Annotated in this window: 24 protein-coding genes; 12 read left to right on the top strand and 12 right to left on the bottom strand. The window is 65.3% G+C overall.

Annotated features, from left to right (window positions below; translation table 11 throughout):
* The first annotated feature begins 41 nt into the window (after positions 1-41).
* Positions 42-1,028 (top strand): DUF3011 domain-containing protein, encoded by a 987-nt coding sequence (locus tag VGN62_RS09175; protein ID WP_327452983.1) that lies wholly within the window; start codon positions 42-44, stop codon positions 1,026-1,028.
* A gap of 81 nt (positions 1,029-1,109) precedes the next feature.
* On the top strand, positions 1,110-2,018 hold the full coding sequence (locus tag VGN62_RS09170; protein WP_327452981.1) for a DMT family transporter: 909 nt from the start codon (positions 1,110-1,112) through the stop codon (positions 2,016-2,018).
* A 4-nt stretch (positions 2,019-2,022) separates the two neighbouring features.
* On the opposite strand, the gene VGN62_RS09165 is transcribed toward VGN62_RS09170, so the two are convergent.
* Together VGN62_RS09165 and VGN62_RS09160 are read right to left on the bottom strand one after the other, a co-directional pair.
* On the bottom strand, positions 2,023-2,625 hold the full coding sequence (locus VGN62_RS09165; RefSeq protein ID WP_327452979.1) for a 2-hydroxychromene-2-carboxylate isomerase: 603 nt from the start codon (positions 2,623-2,625) through the stop codon (positions 2,023-2,025).
* A complete protein-coding gene (locus tag VGN62_RS09160) occupies positions 2,619-3,350 on the bottom strand; it encodes an SDR family oxidoreductase (RefSeq protein ID WP_327452977.1) in 732 nt (243 codons plus the stop codon). Before VGN62_RS09160 ends, VGN62_RS09165 begins: the two co-directional genes overlap by 7 nt.
* An 89-nt stretch (positions 3,351-3,439) precedes the next feature.
* On the opposite strand from VGN62_RS09160, the gene VGN62_RS09155 reads away from it, so the two are divergent.
* Positions 3,440-3,931, top strand: a complete 492-nt coding sequence (locus VGN62_RS09155) for a helix-turn-helix domain-containing protein (protein ID WP_327452975.1) — start codon at positions 3,440-3,442, stop codon at positions 3,929-3,931.
* Positions 3,932-3,982: 51 nt separating this feature from the next.
* Positions 3,983-4,510 (top strand): hypothetical protein, encoded by a 528-nt coding sequence (locus VGN62_RS09150; RefSeq protein WP_327452973.1) that lies wholly within the window; start codon positions 3,983-3,985, stop codon positions 4,508-4,510.
* Between the two features lie 3 nt (positions 4,511-4,513).
* On the opposite strand, the gene clpS is transcribed toward VGN62_RS09150, so the two are convergent.
* From clpS to VGN62_RS09135, 3 genes are all read right to left on the bottom strand, one after another.
* On the bottom strand, positions 4,514-4,867 hold the full coding sequence (gene clpS / locus VGN62_RS09145) for an ATP-dependent Clp protease adapter ClpS (protein WP_414713266.1): 354 nt from the start codon (positions 4,865-4,867) through the stop codon (positions 4,514-4,516).
* A gap of 236 nt (positions 4,868-5,103) precedes the next feature.
* Positions 5,104-5,853 carry a phasin family protein gene (locus tag VGN62_RS09140; RefSeq protein ID WP_327452971.1) on the bottom strand — a complete coding sequence of 250 codons (750 nt, stop codon included), beginning with the start codon at positions 5,851-5,853 and terminating at the stop codon, positions 5,104-5,106.
* Between the two features lie 123 nt (positions 5,854-5,976).
* Positions 5,977-7,752, bottom strand: coding sequence for a class I poly(R)-hydroxyalkanoic acid synthase (locus VGN62_RS09135; RefSeq protein WP_327452969.1), 1,776 nt, complete (start codon positions 7,750-7,752; stop codon positions 5,977-5,979).
* 114 nt (positions 7,753-7,866) lie between these two features.
* Between VGN62_RS09135 and VGN62_RS09130 the strand changes: the two genes are divergently transcribed.
* The 3 genes from VGN62_RS09130 (at position 7,867) to VGN62_RS09120 (ending at position 10,410) form a co-directional block, all read left to right on the top strand.
* A complete protein-coding gene (locus VGN62_RS09130) occupies positions 7,867-9,087 on the top strand; it encodes an LL-diaminopimelate aminotransferase (protein ID WP_327452966.1) in 1,221 nt (406 codons plus the stop codon).
* Positions 9,087-9,569 carry a DUF2721 domain-containing protein gene (locus tag VGN62_RS09125; RefSeq protein WP_327452964.1) on the top strand — a complete coding sequence of 161 codons (483 nt, stop codon included), beginning with the start codon at positions 9,087-9,089 and terminating at the stop codon, positions 9,567-9,569. The genes VGN62_RS09130 and VGN62_RS09125 overlap by 1 nt, the downstream gene beginning before the upstream one ends.
* An 85-nt stretch (positions 9,570-9,654) precedes the next feature.
* A complete protein-coding gene (locus tag VGN62_RS09120; protein ID WP_327452962.1) occupies positions 9,655-10,410 on the top strand; it encodes a methyltransferase in 756 nt (251 codons plus the stop codon).
* Between the two features lie 3 nt (positions 10,411-10,413).
* Here VGN62_RS09120 and VGN62_RS09115 read toward each other — a convergent pair whose 3' ends face one another.
* On the bottom strand, positions 10,414-11,991 hold the full coding sequence (locus tag VGN62_RS09115) for an amidase (protein WP_327452960.1): 1,578 nt from the start codon (positions 11,989-11,991) through the stop codon (positions 10,414-10,416).
* A gap of 112 nt (positions 11,992-12,103) precedes the next feature.
* On the opposite strand from VGN62_RS09115, the gene VGN62_RS09110 reads away from it, so the two are divergent.
* Positions 12,104-13,408 (top strand): spinster family MFS transporter, encoded by a 1,305-nt coding sequence (locus VGN62_RS09110; protein WP_414713265.1) that lies wholly within the window; start codon positions 12,104-12,106, stop codon positions 13,406-13,408.
* Here the strand turns inward: VGN62_RS09110 and VGN62_RS09105 are convergent.
* Complete coding sequence (locus VGN62_RS09105; protein ID WP_327452958.1) at positions 13,405-13,995, bottom strand: NADPH-dependent FMN reductase; 591 nt, start codon at positions 13,993-13,995, stop codon at positions 13,405-13,407. The genes VGN62_RS09110 and VGN62_RS09105 overlap by 4 nt on opposite strands.
* A gap of 9 nt (positions 13,996-14,004) precedes the next feature.
* The gene (locus VGN62_RS09100) at positions 14,005-14,505 is read right to left on the bottom strand and encodes a L,D-transpeptidase family protein (RefSeq protein ID WP_327452956.1); all 501 of its coding nucleotides are present in this window, start codon (positions 14,503-14,505) and stop codon (positions 14,005-14,007) included.
* A gap of 88 nt (positions 14,506-14,593) precedes the next feature.
* Between VGN62_RS09100 and VGN62_RS09095 the strand changes: the two genes are divergently transcribed.
* Entirely contained in the window at positions 14,594-15,481 is an 888-nt protein-coding gene (locus VGN62_RS09095) for a haloalkane dehalogenase (RefSeq protein ID WP_327452953.1), read from the top strand.
* On the opposite strand, the gene VGN62_RS09090 is transcribed toward VGN62_RS09095, so the two are convergent.
* Positions 15,471-16,760, bottom strand: coding sequence for an adenylosuccinate synthase (locus tag VGN62_RS09090; protein ID WP_327452951.1), 1,290 nt, complete (start codon positions 16,758-16,760; stop codon positions 15,471-15,473). The genes VGN62_RS09095 and VGN62_RS09090 overlap by 11 nt on opposite strands.
* Before the next feature lie 136 nt (positions 16,761-16,896).
* Here VGN62_RS09090 and VGN62_RS09085 point away from each other — a divergent pair, with 136 nt between their 5' ends.
* Together VGN62_RS09085 and VGN62_RS09080 are read left to right on the top strand one after the other, a co-directional pair.
* Positions 16,897-17,841 (top strand): alpha/beta hydrolase, encoded by a 945-nt coding sequence (locus tag VGN62_RS09085; RefSeq protein ID WP_414713264.1) that lies wholly within the window; start codon positions 16,897-16,899, stop codon positions 17,839-17,841.
* Between the two features lie 432 nt (positions 17,842-18,273).
* Entirely contained in the window at positions 18,274-18,651 is a 378-nt protein-coding gene (locus VGN62_RS09080; RefSeq protein ID WP_327452949.1) for a DOPA 4,5-dioxygenase family protein, read from the top strand.
* Here the strand turns inward: VGN62_RS09080 and VGN62_RS09075 are convergent.
* From VGN62_RS09075 to VGN62_RS09065, 3 genes are all read right to left on the bottom strand, one after another.
* Positions 18,648-19,760 carry an ATP phosphoribosyltransferase regulatory subunit gene (locus VGN62_RS09075; protein WP_327452947.1) on the bottom strand — a complete coding sequence of 371 codons (1,113 nt, stop codon included), beginning with the start codon at positions 19,758-19,760 and terminating at the stop codon, positions 18,648-18,650. The genes VGN62_RS09080 and VGN62_RS09075 overlap by 4 nt on opposite strands.
* Positions 19,761-19,816: 56 nt before the next feature.
* Entirely contained in the window at positions 19,817-21,403 is a 1,587-nt protein-coding gene (serA, locus tag VGN62_RS09070; protein WP_327452945.1) for a phosphoglycerate dehydrogenase, read from the bottom strand.
* Between the two features lie 81 nt (positions 21,404-21,484).
* On the bottom strand, positions 21,485-22,612 hold the full coding sequence (locus VGN62_RS09065) for a phosphoserine transaminase (RefSeq protein WP_327452943.1): 1,128 nt from the start codon (positions 22,610-22,612) through the stop codon (positions 21,485-21,487).
* Positions 22,613-22,783: 171 nt separating this feature from the next.
* Here VGN62_RS09065 and VGN62_RS09060 point away from each other — a divergent pair, with 171 nt between their 5' ends.
* Positions 22,784-23,485 carry an extensin family protein gene (locus VGN62_RS09060; RefSeq protein ID WP_327452941.1) on the top strand — a complete coding sequence of 234 codons (702 nt, stop codon included), beginning with the start codon at positions 22,784-22,786 and terminating at the stop codon, positions 23,483-23,485.
* The last annotated feature ends 27 nt before the right edge of the window (positions 23,486-23,512 follow it).

The raw sequence follows: 23,512 nt of genomic DNA, 5'->3' as shown, positions 1-23,512 counted from the left end.
CTGCGTTTTACGGAAAAGCATTTGTCGAAAAGGGGAAAGACATGCGGAATCCTGTCGTCGCGATCATCACCTCGCTTTCGCTGGTCGGAACGCAGTTGGCGCTTCCGGTCGCCGCGCAGACCCGGCCTTGGCCGCCCACCGGCGGACCCCAGATCCAGCCGCCGAGGCCCGGCACCGGCTATGCGGGAACGATCCGCTGCGAATCGCGCGGCAATCGCGAGCAGCGCTGCTATGTGCGGACCGACAATCGCGTCGAAATCCAGCGCATTCTCGGCGGCGATTGCGCGCGTGGGCGCGGCTGGGGTTATGGCAGCGACCATATCTGGGTGACCGGCGGGTGCCGTGCCGAATTCGGCTATGGCTATGCCAATGATGGTGGCTATCCGACCCCGCTGCCGCAGCCGGTCGACGATTTTGCCGGGATAATGAACTGCGAATCGTGGAGCTATCGCTACCAGCAGTGCAATGTCCGGACGAACAATCGCGTTGAGCTCACGCGCAAGATTGCCGGCAAGTGCAATGCCGGACGCCAATGGGGCTATACCGAGGATTATATCTGGGTCGACAAGGGCTGCCGCGCCGAATTCGGCTATGGCTATCGCAACGTTCGCCCGCCCGAAAAGGACAAGGACAAGGGGCCGAGCACCGGGCTGATCATCGGTGGCATCGTTGTCGCGGGCGGGTTGCTAGCGCTGCTGGCGAGCAAGAAAAAGAAGAAACCCGACGGGACCGAGGAAGCGGCGGTGACGCATCCGCCGAAGGGACCCGCCACGCTGAGCGCGAACCTCAGCGGCCTGCCGAGCGCGGCGCGGCCGTCGGTGCAAAATTGCATGAACGACGCGGCGCGCCAGATCGGCATCACCGGCGGTACACGGCTGTCGTATGACAAGCTGGTCTCGCTCGAACAGGGCAATGGCGGCTGGCGCATCCGCGCGACGATGACCGCGACCTATCCCGACGGCGCAAAGCAGGTCGAGATGTATTGCCGCGCAACCCCCAGCGACATCATCCAGCTCGACTTTACCTGAGGTCGGGCTAATCCCGGTCCGTCATCCCCGCCTGCGCCGGGATGACGGAGGGTCGGGGACGCAGCGGGAGCCGGAAATATCATGCGAAACGACGGCCCGGCTGCGGCGCTTTGGTCGCGGGCCTATCCGTTGCTCTCGATGACCGCGCTGTTCTGGGCGGGCAATTCGATCGTCGGGCGCGCCGCGCGCGAGCTGGTCCCGCCTGCCGCGCTGTCCTTCTGGCGCTGGACCTTCGCGCTCGCGCTGCTGCTGCCGCTCGCCTGGCCGCATCTCAAACGTGACTGGCCCGCACTGCGTCAGCACTGGCCGATCATGGCGATCCTCGGCGCGCTCGGTATCGGCGCCTTCAACACCCTGCTCTATAGCGGGTTGCAGACGACGACCGCGCTCAATTCGATGCTCATCCAGTCGGCGCAGCCTGCGCTGATCCTGATGCTCGGCGGGCTGGTGATGCGCGACCGGACGAGCGCGCGGCAGGTCGCGGGGGTGCTGGTGTCGCTTGCCGGGGTGCTGATGGTGATCGCACGCGGCGATTTCGCGCTGCTTCTCGCACTGCGGCTGAACGCCGGCGATGCGATCATCGCCTTCGCGGTTCTGCTCTGGGCGCTCTATTCGGTGCTGCTGCGCAAACGGCCGCCGGTGCATCCGCTGAGCTTCCTCGCGGCGTCGATCATGGTCGGGCTGGTGGTGATCGCCCCCGTCTACCTGATGGAGCTCGCTTCGGGGCGGCGGATCGTGCCCGAAACGGGCAGTGCGCTCGCGATCGCCTATGTGTCGATCTTTCCGTCGTTCCTTGCCTATCTCTTCTTCAATCGCGGGGTCGAGCTGATCGGTTCGGCGGCGACCGCACAGTTTATGAATGTGATGCCGCTCATGGGCGCGGGGCTTGCGATGCTGTTCCTCGGCGAAACGCTGCACCTGTTCCATGTCGCCGGGCTGGCGCTGGTGCTGGCGGGAATCTGGGTCGCGGGGCGCTCCGCAGCAAACTGACCCGTCAGCCGAGCGCTTCCTCGACCTGCGCAAGGCGATCCTTGCCGAAGAACATCTCGCTGCCGACGAAAAAGGTCGGGATGCCGAACACGCCGCGCGCGACCGCGGCTTCGGTGTTCTGGACCAGCTTCGCCTTGATCTCGGGTTCCTGCGTGCGCGCAAGCAACGCGGGGCCGTCGAAGCCGTTCGCCGACAGGAAGGTCGCGATGACCTCGAGGTCGTCCATCTTCAGCCCTTCTTCCCACATCGCGCGGTTCACCGCGTCGACATAATCGTCGAGGCTTCCCTCGTCGGCCGCGACGATCGCACCGCGCATGATCGTCAGCGTGTTGACCGGGAAATGCGGGTTGAGGCGGAATTTGGCGAGGCCGTGCCTTTCGATGAAGCGCCGCATTTCCAGATTTTCATAAGCGAGCTTCGCGGACGCGTCGGCATATTGGATCATCGGCGCCTTGTTGCCCGTCGCCTTGAAGATGCCGCCAAGCAGGCATGGCGTGATGACCAGGTCGGCGCCGGTGCGGTCGAGAAGTTCGGGGAGCGCTTTCATGCACAGATAGGCGTTGGGGCTGCCGAAATCGAAGATGAGTTCCAGACTTTTGGTCACCATTTTTCTCCCCAGGGACGGAGGTCGAGTTCGTGCGTCCACGCACTTTTCGGCTGATTGTGGAGCATGACATAATTGGCGGCGATGGCATCGGGGTTCAGGATCAGCTGCTGCGCCTTCGCATTGTCGAAATCGGGGTGGCGGCCCTTGATGAAGTCGGTGTCGATCGCGCCGTCGATGATCGTATGCGCAACATGGATGCCCTGCGGTCCGAGTTCGCGTGCCATCGACTGGGCGAGCATCCGCAGCGCGCCCTTGGCGCCCGAAAAGGCGGCGAAGCCCGATCCGCCGCGCAGGCTGGCGGTGGCACCGGTGAAGATGATCGTGCCGCGGCCGCGTGGATTCATCCGCTTCGCGGCCTCGCGCCCCATCAGGAAGCCACCGAGGCACGCCATTTCCCAGACCTTGGTGTAAACGCGCACCGTCGTTTCGGCGATCGGGAAGTTCACATTGGCGCCGATGTTGAACACGGCGACCTCGACCGGGCCGACGTCGGCCTCGACCGCGTCGAACAGCGCGATCATTTCGTCCTCGACGCGCGCGTCGCCGGGAAAGGCGCGCGCCTTATGGCCACCATCGCGGATCGACTGCGCGAGCGCTTCGAGCTGGTCGGCGTTGCGCGCGCGGCGGTTGACGCAGGCGGTCAGCCCCTCGGCAGCGAAAGCGCGGGCGATCGCGCCGCCGGTGGCATCGCCGGCTCCAATGATGACGGCAGCTGGATTGGACATGCGACTCTCCTCTTGCTGCTCATCGTAACTATGATAATCATAGTGACAAGTGATTTCTGTTCCCCGCCGAAGGAGGCTAAGGACGCGAGATGCCCAGGCGCACGGATCTTTCGGATACTTATTGCCCCGTCGGGCGGTCGGCCGAACTGCTCGGCGACCGCGCCGTGCTGCTGATCCTGCGCGACCTGTTCTTCGGGCGGCGGCGGTTCGAGGCGATCGCCGCGAACACCGGCCTCGGGCCGCAGCTCGTGTCCGCGCGGCTCAAATTGCTGGAGAAGGAAGGCGTCGTGGAACGCCAAGCCTATCAGGACAAGCCGCCGCGCCACGAGTACCGGCTGACCGACAAGGGCAAGGATTTGTTCGGTGTGCTCTATGCGATGCGCGGCTGGGCCGAGCGCTGGGCCTATGTTGACGGCGAGACCGGGGGCGGGCTGGCGATGCGCTATATCCACCGCGCGTGCGGGACCGATGTCGGGACGGCGATGGTCTGTCCGGGGTGCGGCGCGCCGCTGGGCTATGGCGATCTGAAGGGTGAGCCGTCGCCCGCGCTGAAGGCAGAGCAGGCGGCACGGGCAGGGTAGACCCCGGGGCGCGTTCTGATACGCTATCCGCTTGATATGAGGGGGACGAATATGCGCGGCCGATCATTCGTCAGTCTTGTCGCGCTCCTTGCTTTCGCGATGCCGGCGCATGCGATCCCGCCGCCACCGCCGCCACCCGATCCGGCGGTGATGGCCGAAGCCAATGGCCTGGCCAAGGAACTGGTCGCTCCGAACGACGGCGATTTGCGATTTCGGACGCGCTCCGCAGTGGCCCGAGAAGCGCTCGGCTGGCTCGCGGTCGCGCATCCAGATGTTCGGGACCAGCCCGTTCTTCAGGCGTTTGTCGGGGCGATCCATTCCCGCGTCGATGCGGTATGGCCCGAAGAACAGGCCAATATCTACGTGCCTCTGGTCAACCAGTTTCGCCTGATGTCGGCCGCCGATCTGGCCGCCGTCCGGCGTTTCATCGCAACGCCGGCCGGGCAGCAATTTGCGGAGATGCTGGTCGATCCCTATTTCGGCCTCGCCGACAGGGCGGCGTCCGACGTCGTCTACCGCCGTCTGTTTCCGGAATTACCCAAGCTGCTGGACGCGGCGCAAAAACAGCCCGCCGAATAAGGGTCAGGCTTTTTCCAGCGTGCACTGCAGCGGGTGCTGGTTCTGCCGCGCAGCGTCCATCACCTGGTTCACCTTGGTCTCGGCAACCTCATAGCTGAAGACGCCGCACACGCCGACGCCCTGCTGGTGGACGTGCAGCATGACCTGTGTCGCCTGCTCGATATCCATGTTGAAAAAGCGCTGGAGGACCATCACGACAAATTCCATCGGCGTGTAATCGTCGTTGAGCAGCAGCACTTTGTACATCGAAGGTTTTTTGGCCTTGGCGCGCGTGCGCGTCGCAATGCCGACGCCGGGGCTGCCCGGTGCGCCGTCGTCCTTGTCCGCCATGGCGCGGACATTGTTTGACTCCGCCATCGCGCGGGCCGGAAACAGGGTGGAAACTCGAAACATCATGTCAGGAATATCGCAAGCCGCAGTCGAAGCGCAAGGGGCGCGCGCGCGGATTTTAACCTCTTGTTCGCCAGCGTGGCGAACGGGTCCCCACAAAAACAAGTACCGCCCGCTTCCTGGGGAAGCGAGCGGCCTTGGGGTGTCGGCGCAGGCGGGGAGGGAGGGGGAAGGTGCCCGCGCCAACGGAAGGTGAAAGCGCCTTAGGCGGCCTTCATCTTCGAGGTGATGACCGAAACGCGGTTCGAGATCGGCGCGAAGCTGTCGTTCGTCAGCTTGACGACGAGTTCGCTGGTCTTCGAGGTCTGCGCAACGGCGGCGTCGAACGCCTTCTTGCTGTTTTCGGCATAGAGCTTGAAGAAGTCGGCCGGAGTCTTGACGGCGGTGTAGCCCTTCAGCGCAGCGGTCGTGTCTTCAAAGCTCTTGCGAGCATAGGTCACGCCTTCCTGGCCGAGCGTTTCGATGCCCTTGGCAGCGATCTTGCCGGCTTCGACGAGGGCTTCGACGTTCGCCTTGTTGAATTCGACGGCTTCTTCGGCGAGCTTGCTGGTCTTGCTCATCGCTTCCTTGGCCTTCTCGTTGAAGTCGGCGGTCAGGGCTTCGGCGCGGGTCTTCGCTTCGTCGGCGAACTTCTTGACGGTGTCGTTCATGGTCTTGAATCCTTTGGTGGCGGCAGCGACCGGCTTCGGCGCGGCCTTGAGGGGCTTGGATGCAATTTTCACGGTCGCCTTCTTGGGAGCGACCTTCTTGGCGGCGGCCTTGGGGGCAGCAGCCTTCTTCGCGGCCGGCTTGGCTTTTGCCTTCACCGTCTTGACCGGGGCAGGGGCCGCGGCCGGAGCGACTGCGGGTGCAGCAGCCTGGGCCGGGGCAGCAGGAGTCGCCACCGGCTTTGCGGGGGTTTCCAGCGTCGCGGCTTCGAAAGCCTTTTCGGCACTATCCATCTTGGTAGCCATAGGGACAACTCCTTTATGTTGCAGTGCACAATATAGGAGCGGCGCGGCGATTTCAAGAGTATTTTTTGTGCACTGCACAAAATTCTGCTGCCGCGCCCCGACGGCGAAGATATTCGCTAGATATTACCGCTGTTTGACATAGCGTCCGGGTGCGTCCTCGATCGCCTTTTTGGCGCCCTTTCCGGGGATGCGCGCGCCCTTTACGGCGGTTTTTGCGCTATCCTGTGCCGAAATCCAGCCGATCCAGTGCGGCCACCAGCTGCCCTTGGTCTCGCAGGCGCCCGCGACAAAATCGTCGAGCGTCGCGGCGCTACTATCGCCTGTCCAATATTGATATTTGCCCGCGGCGGGCGGGTTGACGACTCCCGCGATATGCCCCGAACCCGCGAGCAGGAAGGTCTTTGGCCCCGACAGATGGTCCATCAGGCGCCAGACGCTCGAAAGCGGCGCGATATGATCCTCGCGCCCCGCCTGAATGAACGCGGGGGTTTCGATCTTCCTGAGGTCGATCGGCGTCCCCATCACTGACAGGCTGTTCGGGATCACCATGCGATTGTCGCGATAAAGGTCGACCAGATACTGGCGGTGCCATTTCGCCGGTAGGTTCGTCGTGTCGCCGTTCCAGTAGAGCAGGTCGAACGGCGGATAGTCGTTGCCGAGCAGGTAGTTGCTGACGACATAATTCCAGATGAGGTCGCGCCCGCGCAGGCTGTTGAAGGTCGCGGCCATATAGCGCCCGTCGAGGAAGCCCGGCGCCGAAAGCTGCTGGAGCAGCGCCAGATAGCTGTCGTCGACGAACATCTTGAGGTCGCCGGCCTGTTCGAAATCGACCTGCGCGGTGAAGAAGGTCACCGACTTCACCTTGTCGGCCTCGCCGCGCGCCGACAGCATCGCGAGCGTTGCGGCAAGCGTCGTGCCCGCGACGCAATAGCCGATCGTGTGGACGTGCGGGACGTCCAGCGTTTCGCGCACCGTGTCGATCGCATCGACCTGCGCCGCGACATAATCGTCCCAGACGATCTCGCTCATCGACGCGTCGGCGGACTTCCACGACACGACGAACACGCTGAGGCCCTGTTCGACCGCCCAGGCGACGAAACTTTTCGCGGGGTTGAGGTCGAGGATGTAGAAGCGGTTGATCCACGGCGGGAAGATGACGAGCGGGACGGTGAAGACCTCCTTCGTCGTCGGCGTGTAGTGGATGAGCTGGTAGAGGTCGGTCTCGTGGATCACCTTGCCCGGGGTCGTCGCGATATTGACCCCGACCTCGAACGCATCGGGATCGACATGCGAAAGCTGTCCGCGCGACAGGTCGGTTAGCATGTGCTTCAGACCCTTGAGCAGGCTTTCGCCGCGCGTCTCGACCGCACGCCGTATCACTTCGGGGTTGGTGAGCGCGAGGTTCGTCGGCGCCATCGCGTCGGCCATTGCCTTCGCGGCAAATTCCATTTTCGCGCGCGCCGCGGGATCTAGCCCTTCGAACTGGCGCGTCGTCTCCAGCATCTGTTCGGCGAGCAGGCCATAGGTCTGGCGGATCATCGCGAAGACCGGATTGGCGATCCACTCGGGGTCGGTGAAGCGGCGGTCCTTCGCGGCCTCGGGCGCGTCGGGGACGATCGGCTGGCCGATGCTGGCGAGCGAGGTCCAGAAGGCGACGCCTTGTTCCCACATTTTAGACGACTGCTCGGTCCACAGCTTCGTCGCCGGGTTGTCGAGCCATTTGGCGGGATCGAACAGCGCCGCAGCGCTGGTGTTGCCCTCGTTCGCCTGACCCAGCGCATATTCGAGCATCATCTGTTGCGCGCGCCCGATAACGCTCGCCCAATGCTGCATGTCGTCGGGGGATGGCATGAAGGGATTCGGCGTTTCGATCGTGTCGTCCTTGCCCGTATCGTTCATGCTCGTTCCTGCTGGTCAGTGCGGATATTATGCCTATAACAAGCCGCGATGCCGCTGGCGAGATTGCCGCGCGCGTCAACCACACCTAACGCAAAGGAGTTGTTCTAGTTTCCCATGTCCGAAGATGAATTCTATCGCATCAAGCGCCTGCCGCCCTACGTCATCGCCGAAGTGAATGCGATGCGTGCGGCCGCCCGCGCTGCGGGAGAGGACATCATCGACCTGGGGATGGGCAACCCCGACCTGCCGCCGCCCGCGCATGTGATCGAGAAGCTCTGCGAAGTCGCGATGAAGCCCGATGCGCACGGCTATTCGCAGTCGAAGGGTATTCCGGGCCTCCGCCGCGCGCAGGCCAATTATTACGCGCGCCGTTTCAACGTCGAGCTCGACCCCGAAACCGAGGTCGTCGTGACGATGGGCTCGAAAGAGGGGCTCGCCAGTCTTGCGACCGCGATCACCGGCCCCGGTGACGTCGTGCTCGCGCCGAACCCCAGCTATCCGATCCACACCTTCGGTTTCATCATCGCGGGTGCGACGATCCGCAGCGTGCCGACGACCCCCGACGAGAATTACTGGCGCGCGCTGGACCGCGCGATGGCGTTCACCGTGCCGCGCCCGTCGATCCTTGTCGTCAACTATCCGTCGAACCCGACCGCCGAGTCTGTCGACCTCGCTTTCTACGAGCGCCTCGTCGCCTGGGCGAAGGAGAATAAGGTGTGGGTCCTGTCGGACCTTGCCTACTCCGAGCTTTATTACGACGGCAACCCCACCCCTTCGATCCTGCAGGTGCCGGGCGCGAAGGACGTCGCGATCGAATTCACTTCGATGTCGAAAACCTATTCGATGGCGGGCTGGCGCATGGGCTTCGCGGTCGGCAACAAAAGGCTGATCGCCGCGATGACGCGCGTCAAATCCTACCTCGATTATGGCGCCTTCACCCCGATCCAGGCCGCGGCGTGCGCGGCGCTGAACGGCCCGCAGGACATCGTCGCGAAGAACCGCGAACTGTACCAGAAGCGCCGCGACGTGATGGTCGAAAGCTTTGGCCGCGCGGGCTGGGATATCCCGAGCCCCAAGGCGTCGATGTTCGCCTGGGCACCGCTGCCCCCCGCGCTCAAGGAGATGGGCAGCCTCGAATTTTCGAAGCAACTCCTGACTCACGCCAAGGTCGCGGTCGCACCGGGCGTCGGTTATGGCGAGGACGGCGAAGGCTATGTCCGCATCGCGATGGTCGAGAACGAACAGCGCATCCGCCAGGCGGCGCGGAACGTTCGCAAGTTCCTCGCCATGCACGGCGTGAACACCCCGTCGGTCGCGGCGGGCAGCGGGGGATAATGACCCTCGACGCGAGCGCGATCGCGCAAACGATCCAGTTGTCGGTCACACCGGTATTCCTGCTGGTGGCGACCGGCAGCCTGCTCAACGTCATTGCCGGCCGGCTCGCGCGCGTCGTCGACCGGTCGCGCAACCTGATGGAGCGCTGGTCGGAGACCGAGGGCCTCGAGCATGATCGCATCGTCGCCGAACTGCGCATCGCCGACCGAAGGATGGGGATCATCAACAATTCGATCCTCTCCGCGGTCGCGTGCGGGATCGTCGTCTGCGTGCTCGTCGCGCTACTGTTCACCCAGGCCTTCACCGGGATCAACCTAGGGGTCGCGGCGTCATGGGCCTTTGCGGCGGCGATGCTGCTGCTGCTCGTCTCGTTGATCCTGTTCCTTGTCGAGGTCCGGCTCGCGGTGCGCGCCATTCACGTGCCGATGGAACTGCTCGAACTTGAGGAAATGGGCTGGAAACGGCGTAGCGACCGGCGCTGATCGCCGCGCGGCGACCGCTGGTCGAACGCCGCTCGCGATCCGTTTTCCCCGGTTTCAGATAATGCTGAAACCGGGGAGAGATATTATGAGCCAATATCGACTGCTGACGCCGCTGTTCGGGGCTGCCCTTTTGCTGACCCTGCCCGCGGCAGCCGCCGCGCCCGACAAGGCGGTTGCCGCCGCTGTCGCCGACAAGGACCGGCTTGCCGACAACCGCAAGCTCGACGAAGGGCGCCATCCGGCCGACGTGCTCGCCTTTGCGCAGGTGAAGCGTGGGTCGACCGTCGCCGACCTGCTCGCGGGCAATGGCTATTACAGCGAAATGCTCGCCGATCTCGTCGGCCCCAAAGGCACGGTGATCCCGATGAATCCGCCGCGGTTCCACAAGGCGGAAACCTGGGCGATGATCGCCAAGGCCTATCCGAACATGGCGCCGATGGTTCGGCCGGTAAATACGATCGTGCTGGCGCCGAAAAGCGTCGACATGATCTTTACCCACCTCGTCTATCACGACCTCTATTGGCAGAGCGAGAAGTTCGAATTCCCGCGCGTCGATGTCGATGCGATGCTCGCCAACTGGCTCAGCGCGGTGCGCCCCGGCGGATCTGTGATCGTCGTCGATCATGCCGGTCCCGCGGGAGATACGCGCGAACTCGTCGAAAAATTGCACCGCATCGACCCTGCGAAAGTGCGCGCCGACATGGAGCGCGCGGGCTTCGTCTTCGACGGCGACAGCGATGCGCTGCGCATAGCGGCGGACGACCACAGCAAGAATGTGTTCGACCCCGCGATCCGCGGCAAGACCGACCGTTTCATGATGCGGTTCAAAAAACCGGCGTAAGGGTCAGGGCGCGGCGCTGGCCCGATAGGCCGGCGTCACGCGCTTCCGGCTCGCCTGCTCATAGGCATGGCCCGCCGCCAGCACGTCGGCGTCGCTCCACTTGGCCCCGATGAACGAGATGCCGATCGGCAGCCCTTCGACCGCGCCCATCGGGACGGTCAGGTGCGGATAACCGGCGACGGCGGGGAGCTGGCTCGTGCCGGGGCTGTTGTAGCTATCGCCTTTGGCAAGGTCGCTGACCCAGGCGGGGCCGTTGGTGACCCCGACGAGCAGGTCGACGTCATGGGTCTTGAGCAGCCGGTCGATCCCCTCGGGCCCGGCGAGCCGCGCCGCCTTTTCGCGCGCGGCGAGATAGGCGGGACTGTCGAGCCCGCCCTTGCTTTCGGCCATCTCGAACAGCGACTGGTCGAACCATTTCAGCTCTTCGGGATTGGCCTTGTTGAAGGCGATGAGGTCGGCCAGCGATTTCGGTGCATCCGCGTCCGGCAGGGTGCCGAGATAGGCGGCCATGTCGGCCTTGAGTTCGGTGAGCAATATTTCGAACTCGGCGGCACCGAGCCCCTCACTGCCTTTCCGGCTGTCGGCGATCTCGACCAATGTCGCACCCAGGCCTTCCATCTGCTTGAGTGCGGCGCCGAAGAGCGCCGCGACATCGGCGCGGTCGCCGACACGGTCGCGCATCACCCCGACGCGTTTGCCCTTCAGCGCATCCGGCGACAGCGCGGCGACATAGTCGATCTTGCGGGCATCGGCCTCGGCTGTCGCGGGATCGGCGGGGTCGCTGCCCGCGATCACGCTCATCACCGCGGCGGCGTCGCGCACCGTCAGCGTCATCGGCCCGGCCGTGTCCTGACTGTGGCTGATCGGCACGATATGCGTGCGGCTGACGAGGCCCACCGTCGGCTTGAAACCGACGATACCGTTGACCCCGGCGGGGCAGGTGATCGAGCCGTCGGTTTCGGTTCCGATCGCGAGCGGCGCGAGACTGGCTGCAACCGCGGCGGCGCTGCCCGATGACGAGCCGCATGTGTTGCGATCGAGCGCATGGGGATTTTTGGTGAGGCCGCCGACCGCGCTCCATCCGCTCGTCGAATTGTCCGACCGGATGTTGGCCCATTCGCTGAGGTTTGTCTTGCCGAGGATGATCGCGCCGGCTTCGCGCAGGCGCGCAACGAGCGGCGCATCGCGGCCGGTCACATTGTCCTTCAGTGCGAGCGATCCCGCAGTCGTCGGCAGCCCGGCCACCTCGACGTTGTCCTTGATCAGGATGGGAATGCCGTGAAGCGGCCCACGCGCCTTGCCCGCCATCCGCTCGTCGTAGAGCCGCTTGCCTTCGTCACCGAGCTCCGTCTGAGACCGCGTCGCGATGACGGCATCGAGCTTCGGCCCGTAATCGTCAATCCGGCCGACCCGGTCGAGATAGACAAGTGGAGTCAGACCTTCGTAGATTTGCCCGCTTTCCATTTCCGCGCGCAGTGTCGCGGCATCCTTGCCCTCGACCTCGGGAAGCGGCGGCGGCATCGCGGCGGCCGGGGTGATCGCGAGCAGGGCGGAAGCGGCGAGCAGCGAAATTTTTTGCATGCGCCGCAGGCTGGCAGCCGTAGCGGCAATTGCAAGTGGGCATTTTCGGCTCGCCCCAATGGCGTTGACATGGATGCCGTGTGTTGCTCCCATGTTGTCACGGGAGAAAATGATGAGCCAGAATGAGGCGATGACGGCCGCCGCAACGGCGCCGGCAGGTGGTGCGGCGACACCGGTTCGACGGATGCTGTGGGTCTTGCTCGCGGTTTACATCCTGAACTTCCTCGATCGCCAGATCGTCAACATCCTCGCCGAGCCGATCGCGCGCGACCTGTCGCTTTCGGACGCCGATATCGGGCTGCTTACCGGCCTCGCCTTTGCGCTTTTCTACACCTTTCTCGGTATTCCAATCGCGCGTTACGCCGACAAGCCGACGACCAACCGCATCGGACTGATCTCGGTCTCGCTCGCCATCTGGTCGGGAATGACCGTGCTTTGCGGCATGGCGCAGAATTTCGTGCAATTGCTCCTCGCGCGGATTGGCGTCGGGGTGGGCGAGGCGGGATGCACGCCCGCGGCGCACTCGCTGATCACTGATCGCGTCGAGCCCGCAAAGCGCGCGTCGGCGATTGCCTTCTACGGACTCGGTATTCCGATCGGCAGCCTGCTCGGGCTGATCGTGGGCGGGCTCATTGCCGACGCATGGGGCTGGCGCATCGCTTTCATGGTCGTCGGCGTTCCGGGCATCCTGCTTGCCCTCGTCCTGCCGTTGATGATCAAGGAGGTGCGCCATAAGGCGTCGGCCGATGCCGCCGCCCCCGCTACCGAGTTCAATGTCGGCGGCGCGCTCAAGGAAGTCTTCGGCACGCGCGCGTTCCTCTACATCGCCATCGCCTCGTCGTTCACCGCTTTTCTCGGTTACGGCAAGGGCGTGTGGGCATTGATCCTGTTCCAGCGTTCGCACGGGCTGAGCGCGGGCGAGACCGGGCTGCTGCTCGGCGTCGCGCTTGGTGTCGCGGGCATCGTGGGAACCTGGCTTGGCGGCTATCTCGCCGATCGTTTCGGCAAGGTGGACAGGCGGCACATGCTGACGACTCCGGCGGTCGGCATGGCGATCGCCGCGCCGATCCTCTTTCTCGGCTATTGGGTCGACGAATGGCATGTCGCGATCGCGCTGCTCTTCATTCCGACCATGCTCAACGCTGCTTATTACGGGCCGACCTTTGCCTGCGTCCACGGCCTCGTCCGCCCGCAGGCGCGCGCGATGGCGAGCGCGGTGATGCTGTTCCTCCAGAATCTGATCGGCCTCGGGCTCGGCCCGCTGTTGTTCGGAATCGCCTCGGAGATGCTGAAGCCGGCGGTCGGGGTCGAGAGCGTGCGCTATGTCCTTTACGGCGCCGCCTGGCTGGGACTGATCCCCGCCTTCTTCTTCTGGCGTGCGAGCCTGCGGCTGAACGCCGAGCTCAAATCGGGCTAGAAGGGCGGAGCCCCTGCCGCGCGCTGCGCGTTGGCGGCGTCGATCCACCAACCGAGGTCGTCGGCAAAGCGCGCGAAGGCCCGCGCGATCCGCGTGCCGTCCTCGCCCGCGGGATTGCCGTCGGCATCGAACGCACCGCCGATGCGGGCAAGGCCGAGCGGGGTCGAGGTGACGACCATCCCCATCGCACCGAGCGTCGTGCGCCATGCCGTCGCCGAGCGAACCCCGGCGAACGGACCCGCCGAATAGGAGGCGATCGCGGCGGGGCGCCACGCGAAACCGTCGAGATAATGGTCGACGAGATTTTTGAGCCCCGGCTGGAGCCCGCCATTATATTCGCCGGTGACGAAGACATAACCATCGGCGGCGGCAATTTTTGCGGCGAGTTCGGCCATCGCGGTGGGCGCCTCGCCCGGCGCATAATCGCTGAACCGGCGGTCGAGCATCGGCAGGTCAATGGCCTTGGCGTCGACCAGTTCCGCGCTGTCGCCGCGGGCGTTCAGCGCCTCGACGATCCAACGCGCGAGCTTGATGCCCTGCCGGTCGCGGCGATAGCTGCCGTAGAAAACGAGGATATGACGGGGCATGGCGGGTTCCTAAGGTCTGATGGTGATCGGGATACCGTCGGGAACGATGTCCCACAGCTGTTTTATCTCGGCGTTCGATAGCGCGATACAGCCATCGGTCCAGTCGCGCGCGATGGCGGGGCCAGGCCAGGCGTTCGGCTGGCCGTGGATGAAGATGTCGCCGCCGGGCGAACGGCCGCGCGCTTTTGCATAAGCGCGGTCGGCGGCATTGGGGTAGGAGATGCGCAGCGACAGGTGATACGCACTCTTCGGGTTGCGCCCGTTGATCGTGTAGCGCCCCTCCGGCGTGCGCTCGTCGCCCTCGAACTGCTTGTGTCCCTGCGGCGCGTCGCCGAAGCGAATGCCCGTATAGCGCACGACCTCGCGGTTCCCGGCAAAGGCGATCAGCACCCGGTCGCTCTTGTCGACAAGCAGGCGGTCGACCTTGGTCCCCGCGGGCAGCGCCGGCTGCGAACTGGCGGCGCCGCACGCACCGAGCAGCAGGGAGGCGGAGAGGATGCACGAACGCATCGCGCGACCCTGACGGTTTTGGCGGTGCCCGGCAAGTGGTTGCCAGTGCGGCCGCGGCGGTTAAGATGCGTTTGGGGGGATCGACATCATGACCAATTATCGCACGCCCGATGCGCGCTTTGCGGCGTTGCCCGACTGGCCTTATGCGCCGAACTATCTGGAAATCGCAGACGGGCTGCGTGTCCATTATGTCGACGAGGGCGAACGCGCCGCGCAGCCGGTGCTGATGCTGCACGGCGAGCCGACCTGGTCCTATCTGTACCGCCACATGATCGGCCCGGCGACCGCGGCGGGCTTTCGCGTCGTTGCGCCCGACCTCGTCGGTTTCGGCCGGTCGGACAAGCCGCTCGATCGCGGCGCCTACAGCTATGCCGCGCAGGTTGCGTGGATGCGCCAGTGGATCGAGGCGCTCGACCTGAAAAACATGATCCTCGCCTGCCAGGATTGGGGATCGCTGATCGGGCTGCGGCTGGTGGCCGAAATCCCCGAACGCTTCGCCGGGGTCGCGCTGTCGAACGGCGGCCTTCCCGAAGGCCAGCCCGCGCCGCGCGCCTTCGCCATCTGGCGCGCCTTCTCGCGCTACAGCCCGGTCTTCCCGATCGGCAAGATCGTCAAGGCGGGGACGAAGCGCGAATTGAGCGTCGAAGAGATCGCGGCCTATGATGCACCGTTCCCGACGCGCGCGTCGAAGGTTGCGGCGCGCGTCTATCCGTCGTTCGTCCCGCTGGGCGACAATCTCGCGGTACCCGACCAGAAGCGCGCATGGGCGGCGCTGGAGGGATTCGACAAGCCGTTCCTTTGCTGTTTTTCCGACGGCGATCCGATCACCCGCGGTGGCGACGCGCTGTTCACGAGCCGGGTTCCGGGAACGCGCGGCATCGCTCACCGCACGCTGAAGGGCGGGCATTTCATCCAGGAGGACGACCCGGCAGGCTTCGTCGCGGCGATCCGCGACGTCGCCGCCGTCAGTCGCTGAACGGATCGCGAATCAGGATCGTGTCCTCGCGCTCGGGGCTCGTCGACACGAGCGCGATCGGGGTTTCGATCAGTTCCTGCACGCGCTGGATATATTTGATCGCCTGCGCGGGCAGGTCGGCATAGCTGCGCGCGCCCGCGGTCGATTCGTGCCAGCCGTCCATTTCCTCGTAGATCGGCTCGACTTCGGCCTGATCGGCGGCATGCGCCGGGAAATAGTCGAGGATCTTGCCGCGGAGGCGATAACCGGTGCAGATGCGGATCGTGTCGAAGCCGTCGAGCACGTCGAGCTTGGTCAGCGCGATGCCGGTGACGCCCGACACGGCGCAGCTCTGGCGCACGAGCACGGCGTCGAACCAGCCGCAGCGGCGCTTGCGCCCCGTGACGGTGCCGAATTCATGCCCGCGCTCGCCGAGCCGCTGGCCGATCTCGTCCTCGAGCTCGGTCGGGAAGGGGCCGCTGCCGACGCGCGTCGTATAGGCCTTGGCGATGCCGAGCACGAAACCCACCGCCGAGGGGCCGAGGCCCGAACCCGACGCAGCGGTGCCGCTGACGGTGTTCGAGCTGGTGACGAAAGGATAGGTGCCGTGATCGACGTCGAGCAGCACGCCCTGCGCGCCTTCGAACAATATGCGCGCGCCGGCCTTGCGGACCTTCTTCAGGCGCTTCCACACCGGCTGCGCATATTCGAGCACATAGTCGGCGATTTTGCGGAGGTCGGCGACCAGCCGTTCGCGATCGATCGGCGGCTCGCCGAAACCGGCGCGCAGCGCGTCGTGGTGCGCGGTCAGGCGGTCGAGCTGCGGCTCGAGCTTGTCGAGATGCGCAAGGTCGCAGACGCGGATCGCGCGGCGGCCGACCTTGTCTTCATAAGCGGGGCCGATGCCGCGCCCGGTGGTGCCGATCTTGCCCGCGCCCGCGGCGGTTTCGCGCAGCGCGTCGAGGTCGCGGTGGAAAGGCAGGATCAGCGCGCAATTGTCGGCGATCGCGAAATTCTCGGGGTTGATGGCAACGCCCTGGCCGCGCAGCTTCGTAATCTCGTCGCGCAGCGCCCAGGGATCGAGGACGACGCCGTTGCCGATGATCGACAGCGTGCCGGTGACGATGCCCGAGGGGAGCAGCGAAAGCTTGTAGACCTGCTCGCCGACGACCAATGTATGGCCGGCGTTGTGACCGCCTTGGAAGCGGACCACGGCATCGGCGCGGCTGGCGAGCCAGTCGACGATCTTGCCCTTGCCCTCGTCGCCCCATTGCGACCCGATGACGGTAACATTTGCCATGACGATGTCCTGCTGTGCGAGGCCCTTCCGGCCCGGCGCGGCCTTAGCGGATTTGGCCGCAGAGGCAACCCAAAGCGGGATGATTTTGCGACATTTGCGGCCGAGAACGGCACCGCCGGGACAGCGGAGACGCGCCATGACGAAACGAAACTGCTTTGGATATGCGGTGTTGGCCGCCTTCGCGGTCGCGAGTGTGACGGTACCGGCGCCCTTCGCCGACGCGCGCGAGAAACTGCGCGACCGGCTGCGCGAGCGCCTCGCCGAACGCATGGGTGCCGACGAGGGGCCGAAGGCGCCCGGCAGCGAGACGATTTCCTATGGCAGCGATGCGTTGCAGACTCTCGATGTGTGGCGCGCGAAGAATGCAAAGCGGCCGGCACCGCTGGTCGTCTTCGTCCACGGTGGCGGCTGGAAGCGCGGCAGCAAGGACAATGCGACGGGCCGGTACAAGCCGGTGCATTATCCGGGCGAAGGCTATGCCTTTGCGTCGATCAACTACCGCCTCGTTCCCGATGCGACGGTCGAGCAGCAGGCGGCCGATGTCGCGAGCGCGGTGAAGGCGCTGATCGACCGTGTGGACAGCCTTGGTATCGATCGGCGGCGGATCGCGATCATGGGACATAGCGCAGGTGCGCATCTGGTTGCGCTCGTTGGCACCGACGAGAAATATCTGCGTGCTGCAGGGCTGGGCTTCGCCGACATCGCCGGCGTCATTCCGATCGATGGTGCCGCCTATGACGTACCCGCGCAGATGAAGGACGGGCCGCCGATCATGCAGAAAACATACGCTCAGGCGTTCGGGACCGATCCGGCGCGGCAAAAGGCGTTGTCGCCGACGCTACAGGCGGCCGCACCCAATGCGCCGCAATTCCTGCTCCTCCATGTCCAGCGGCCCGACGGGGTTCGACAGGCGGAGGCGCTCGACAGGGCGCTGACTGCAGGCGGGAGCAGAGTCGAGCGCGGGAGCTTTTCGGGCGAAGGCTTGCAAGGACACGCCGAAATCAACCGGCGGCTGGGCGATCCGTCCTATGCGCCGACGGCGACGGTCGATGCGTGGTTGAAGCGGGTGTTCGCGCGGTAGGAACGGCTAGCGGTGACTGGTTGCCGTTCCGCTATGCCGGTTCCCGCAAATTCCCGATGCCGCTGCTAGCAGTTGCCTTTCACTCCATCGGCACAGTCGCCAACGGATTCAACGTCTTTCCCTGCACCTTCCACTGTGTTGCAAGCCGACAGGACCAATAGCGAGCTGCCAAGTGCGAAAATTGTGAGAAGCTTTTTCATTCTCTTTCTCCGACGGCGAGGGCGATCCGCCCTCGATTTCAGTTTCGATATTCCGACAACAGCTGTTCGTGGCGATCGTTCCGTTGCATCGGCATCACGCTAGCCGAAGCGTTCAAAATGATCGCCGGACCGGGGAATAATCCGGGGCTTGACCCCGGACCCGCCTTTTCCTTCAAGACAGGCAGGCCCGGGATCAAGTCCGGGGCGATGTGACCCGGAAAGCGATGCCTGTATGACAAACCCCGACGCGCCCTATCACGCGCACATCTATTATGATCCTGCCGAGCGCCCCGTAGCGGCGGCGCTGCGCGACGATTTCGGGCGCGATCCCGCGATCCTGTTCGTCGGCGCGATGACCGACCGTGCGGTGGGGCCGCATCCGATCGCGCAATATGAGGTGCATTTCCTCGCCCGCGCACAGGATGCCGTCGCCGCCCTGATCGCGGCGACGGGGCTTCGCGCGCTGGTCCATCCGCTGACCGATGACGATCTTGCCGATCATACGACGCTGGCGCACTGGATTGGCGAACCCGTCGAACTCGACGTGACCGTGCTCGACCCGCCGGGGGTCAATCAGGGGATCGCGCGGTTCGGCGGGGCTGACTTTTAAGCCTCTACCGGTCCGTCCGGGCCGAGAATAAACCCGCAACCGAGCGCGCGGGCGTCGTCGCCTTCGGACAGTGCCGCGACCGTCTGCCAGTCGTCGGCGCGCAGGCTCGCCGCGAGCGCGGGATCGTGGCCGAGCGGCAGGAAGATGCGGCGGTCGGCGTCGTCTTCGGCGCCGAGGCCCGCGTCGATCAGCGGATCGGGATAGAGCGAGAAGCCGACCGCCGACTCCTCCTGTTCGCCGACGGGGATCGAATAACCGCCGCCGCGGCCCACCGCGTCGCCCTGTCCCGGAACGAAGATCTGGAAGCCGAACCAGCTTTGATAGGCGAAGCCGTGGCGCTCGGTCGGATCGAGCGTCAGCGTCACGCGATCGCGGATCGGCGCGGCAATCGCTTCGAGCGCATCGATGCGCGCCGCGAGGACGCCGCTGATGTCGAACGCGCGGAGGTCGGCGATCGCCTGATCGAAGGGCCCCGTTGCGCGGAGCAAAGGCAGGTAGGCCGCGGCGCCGATCCGCGTAAGCGCGCCAGCGTCCTTGGCATCGAGTTCGTCGCGGAGTTGCTGGATATCGGCGTCGACGGGAAGCGGGCCGTTCGCAAGCAGATCGACGACGTCGGGCAGGGTGAAGTCGATCGTGACGGGGCCGATTCCCGCGGCTTCGAGCGCGTCGATCGCGACCGTGACGATCTCGCGCGCCGCGGCGACGCTGTCGCTGCCGATCAGCTCGGCGCCGACCTGGAGCATTTCGCGCGCGGGGCGGAGCTGGCTCGCACGCAGCTTCACCACCTGTCCGGCGTAGCAGAGGCGCAGCGGGCGCGGCGCCTTGGCGAGCAGCGATGTCGCGATGCGGCCGACCTGCCGTGTGATGTCGGGGCGCAGCGCCAGCGTGCGCTGCGATACCGGATCGGTGAAGCGGAGCAGGTCGCGCGAAGACCGATCGTCGTCGCCGCCCAGCGTTTCACGGAATTCGGCGAGCGGCGGCGACACGCGGCCATAGCCATGCGCGCGCATCGCATCGACGAGCGCGCGGGTGACGCGCGACGCGGCCTCCGCCTGTCGGGGGAGGCGGTCGCGCAAACCTTCGGGCAGCAGGGCAGGGGCCTTGGTCATCGATTGCGGCCTTAGGCGGGTGGCGGGAGCGTTTCAACCGCTCCCGCCGTAACGTGTCAGAACTTGAGGCCCTTCACCGTCTTCACGCCGGGAAGCTGGCAGAGCTGCCACAGCAAAGGTTCGGGCATCGGCGAGTCGAGGCTGAGCAGTAGCACCGCTTCCCCGCCCGCAGCGCGGCGGCCGAGGTGGAAGGTGCCGATGTTCAGCCCGGCTTCGCCGAGTGCGGTACCGATACGGCCGATGAAGCCCGGGGCGTCCTCGTTGACGATATAGAGCATGTGGCCGTCGAGGTCGGCCTCGACCTTGATCCCGAACATCTCGACGAGGCGCGGGTCGCCGTTGCTGAACAACGTGCCCGCGACCGAGCGGTCGCCCTGTTCGGTCGCGACGGTGACGCGGACGAGCGTGTGATAGTCGCCGTCGCGGTCGTGGCGCACTTCGCGGACATCGAGCCCGCGTTCGCGCGCGAGGTGCGGGGCGTTGACCATGTTCACGCTGTCCGAATAGCGACGCATCAGGCCAGTGAGCACCGCGGCGGTGATCGGCTTGAGGTTGAGCTCGGCGGCGGCGCCCTCGACCTCGACCGAGATGGTCGTGAGATTGTCGTGCGCGAGCTGGCCGACGAGGCTGCCGAGCTTTTCGGCAAGGCTCATATAGGGACGCAGCTTCGGCGCTTCCTCGGCCGAGAGGCTGGGGACGTTGAGCGCGTTGGTGATGCCGCCGGTGAGCAGATAGTCCGACAGCTGCTCGGCGACCTGGATCGCGACATTGACCTGCGCTTCATCGGTCGATGCGCCGAGGTGCGGGGTGCAGATGAAGTTCGGTGCGCCGAACAGCGGATGGTCGGCGGCGGGCGGCTCGGTCTGGAACACGTCGAGCGCGGCGCCCGCGACATGGCCGCTGTCGAGCGCATCCTTCAGCGCCGCTTCGTCGATCAGGCCGCCGCGCGCGCAGTTGATGATCCGCACGCCCTTCTTGGTCTTCGCCAGATTCTCCTTCGACAGGATGTTGCGCGTCTGGTCGGTCAGCGGCGTGTGCAGCGTGATGAAATCGGCCTTGGCGAGCAAGGTGTCGAGATCGGCCTTTTCGACGCCGAGTTCGATCGCGCGCTCGGGCGTCAGGAAGGGGTCGAAGGCGACGACCTTCATGCGCAGGCCCAGTGCGCGTTCGGCGACGATGCTGCCGATGTTGCCGCAGCCGATCAGGCCGAGCGTCTTCGACGTCAGCTCGACGCCCATGAAGTCGTTCTTCGGCCATTTGCCCGCCTGCGTTCCGGCATTGGCTTCGGGAATCTGGCGGGCAAGGGCGAACATCATCGCGATCGCATGTTCGGCGGTGGTGATGCTGTTGCCGAAGGGCGTGTTCATCACGATCACGCCCTTCTTCGACGCTTCGGGAATGTCGACATTGTCGACGCCGATGCCGGCGCGGCCGACGACCTTCAGGTTCGTCGCGGCGGCGAGGACGTCGGCGGTGACTTTCGTCGCCGAACGGATCGCGAGGCCGTCATAGTCGCCGATCATCGCGATCAGCTCTTCCTTCGTCTTGCCGGTGATGACATCGACGTCGATGCCGCGTTCCTTGAAGATCGCGGCGGCTTTCGGGTCCATCTTGTCGCTGATGAGGACTTTGGGTGCGGTCATTTTATATCTCCGTATCCCGGCGAAAGCCGGGACCTTTGGCGGAATGGGGAAATGGGCCCCGGCTTGCGCCGGGGCTCACAATCAGGCGTTGAGCGAGGCGTAGGCCCAGTCGAGCCAGGGGCCGAGCGCTTCGATATCGGCGGTGTCGACGGTCGCGCCGCACCAGATACGCAGGCCCGGGGGTGCGTCGCGATAGCCCGCGATGTCGAACGCGGCGCCTTCCTTCTCGAGCAGCCCCGCGAATTTCTTGATGAAATCCGCATCGGCGCCGGCGACCGACAGGCAGACCGAGGTCTTCGAGCGGCTGGCGGGATCGGCGGCGAGGTGGCTCAGCCACTCGCGCTCGGCAACAATCTTGTCGAGCGCCGCGGCGTTTGCGTCGCTGCGCGCCTTCAGGCCGTCGAGGCCGCCCAAGGACTTCGCCCATTCGAGCGCGAAGATCGCATCCTCGACCGCGAGCATCGACGGCGTATTGATCGTCTCGCCCTTGAACACGCCCTCGGCAAGCGCGCCCTTCGAGACGAGGCGGAACACCTTCGGCAGCGGCCAGGCGGGGGTGTGGCTTTCGAGCCGTTCGACCGCGCGCGGGCCGAGGATCAGCACGCCGTGGCCGCCTTCGCCGCCGAGCACTTTCTGCCAGCTGAAGGTCGCGACGTCGATCTTGTCCCACGGCAGGTCGTAAGCGAACACTGCGCTGGTCGCGTCGGCGAAGGAGAGGCCCTCGCGGTCGGCGGCGATCCAGTCGCCGTTCGGAACGCGCACGCCGCTGGTGGTGCCGTTCCAGGTGAAGAGGACGTCATTCGACCAGTCGACTTGACCGAGGTCGGGAAGCTGGCCGTAGTCGGCGCGGATGACGGTCGGGTCGAGCTTGAGCTGCTTCGCGGCATCGGTGACCCAGCCCTCGCCGAAGCTCTCCCAGGCGAGCGTCGTCACGGGGCGGGCGCCGAGCATCGTCCACATCGCCATTTCGAAGGCGCCGGTGTCCGATCCCGGAACGATGCCGATGCAGTGCGTGTCGGGCAGCTGCAGCATCTCGCGCATCAGGTCGATGCAATATTGGAGGCGCGTCTTGCCGATCTTGGCGCGGTGCGAGCGGCCCAGCGATTCGGTTGCGATTTTGGAGGCATCCCAGCCCGGCGGCTTCGCACAGGGTCCGGAGGAAAAATAGGGGCGCGTCGGGCGCACCTGTGGCGTCGTCACTTCACTCATTTAGTCTCTCCTTGCAGAGAGCTCGCGCGGCGTTGGGACCGCGTGGCCCGGCGCCGCGTTTAGGGGCGGGGACGCAACTGTCAAACAAATTGCACGGGCCGCGCGAAATTTTCGACGAGTGGAGGAAAAGGTATACAGCTTGTTAACCATTTCGTCGGTAATTTGACGGCCATGCCGATCCCGAACTTCTTGAAGCCCCGGATCCTGATCGCCGCCACGGCGGCGCTGGCACTTTCCGCCTGTTTCGGCGCGCCGGAGGCGATGAAGAACAGCGGCGGGAAGCGTCCGGAAGCGAGCAAGCCGAACCGTCCGCAGGCCGTCGGCACCCCATCCTTTGTCAGCGCCGAAGCACAGCAATGCGCGTTCGACCTCAAACAGGCCGGGGTGCGTTTCACGCCGCTCGCCAACGAGGATCATGGCGGCGGCTGCACCTCGATCGATTCGGTGAAGCTGCTCGACATCGGTACCCCGGTATCGGGGCTGGGCGCGATGACCTGCCCGCTCGCAAAGAATTTCGCGGCGTGGGCGCAATATGCGGTGAAGCCCGCGGCGCGGAAATTTTTCGGCACCGAGGTCGTGAAGATCGAGACCTTCGGCACCTATAGCTGCCGCAACATCTATGGCGGCCGTTCGGGGCGGCTGTCGCAGCACGCCTATTCGAACGCGGTTGACGTGTCGGGTTTCGTGCTTGCCGACGGGCGCCGCATCATGCTCGACGGCGGGTGGACGGGTGACAAGCCGTCACAGGATTTCCTTCGCGCGCTGCACAAATCGGGCTGCCGCCGCTTCGGTACGGTCCTTGGCCCCGATTACAACGCCGCGCATTATAATCATTTCCATTTCGACATGAGCGGCAACGGCTACTGCCGCTGACCCCCATTCGTCTTGGCAAAGTCACGC

The sequence above is a fragment of the Sphingopyxis sp. genome, from assembly GCF_035998905.1.
Classification (GTDB): Bacteria; Pseudomonadota; Alphaproteobacteria; order Sphingomonadales; family Sphingomonadaceae; genus Sphingopyxis.
Note: the sequence above shows the minus strand (reverse complement) of the source record. Positions and strands in the feature narration are given on the sequence as shown.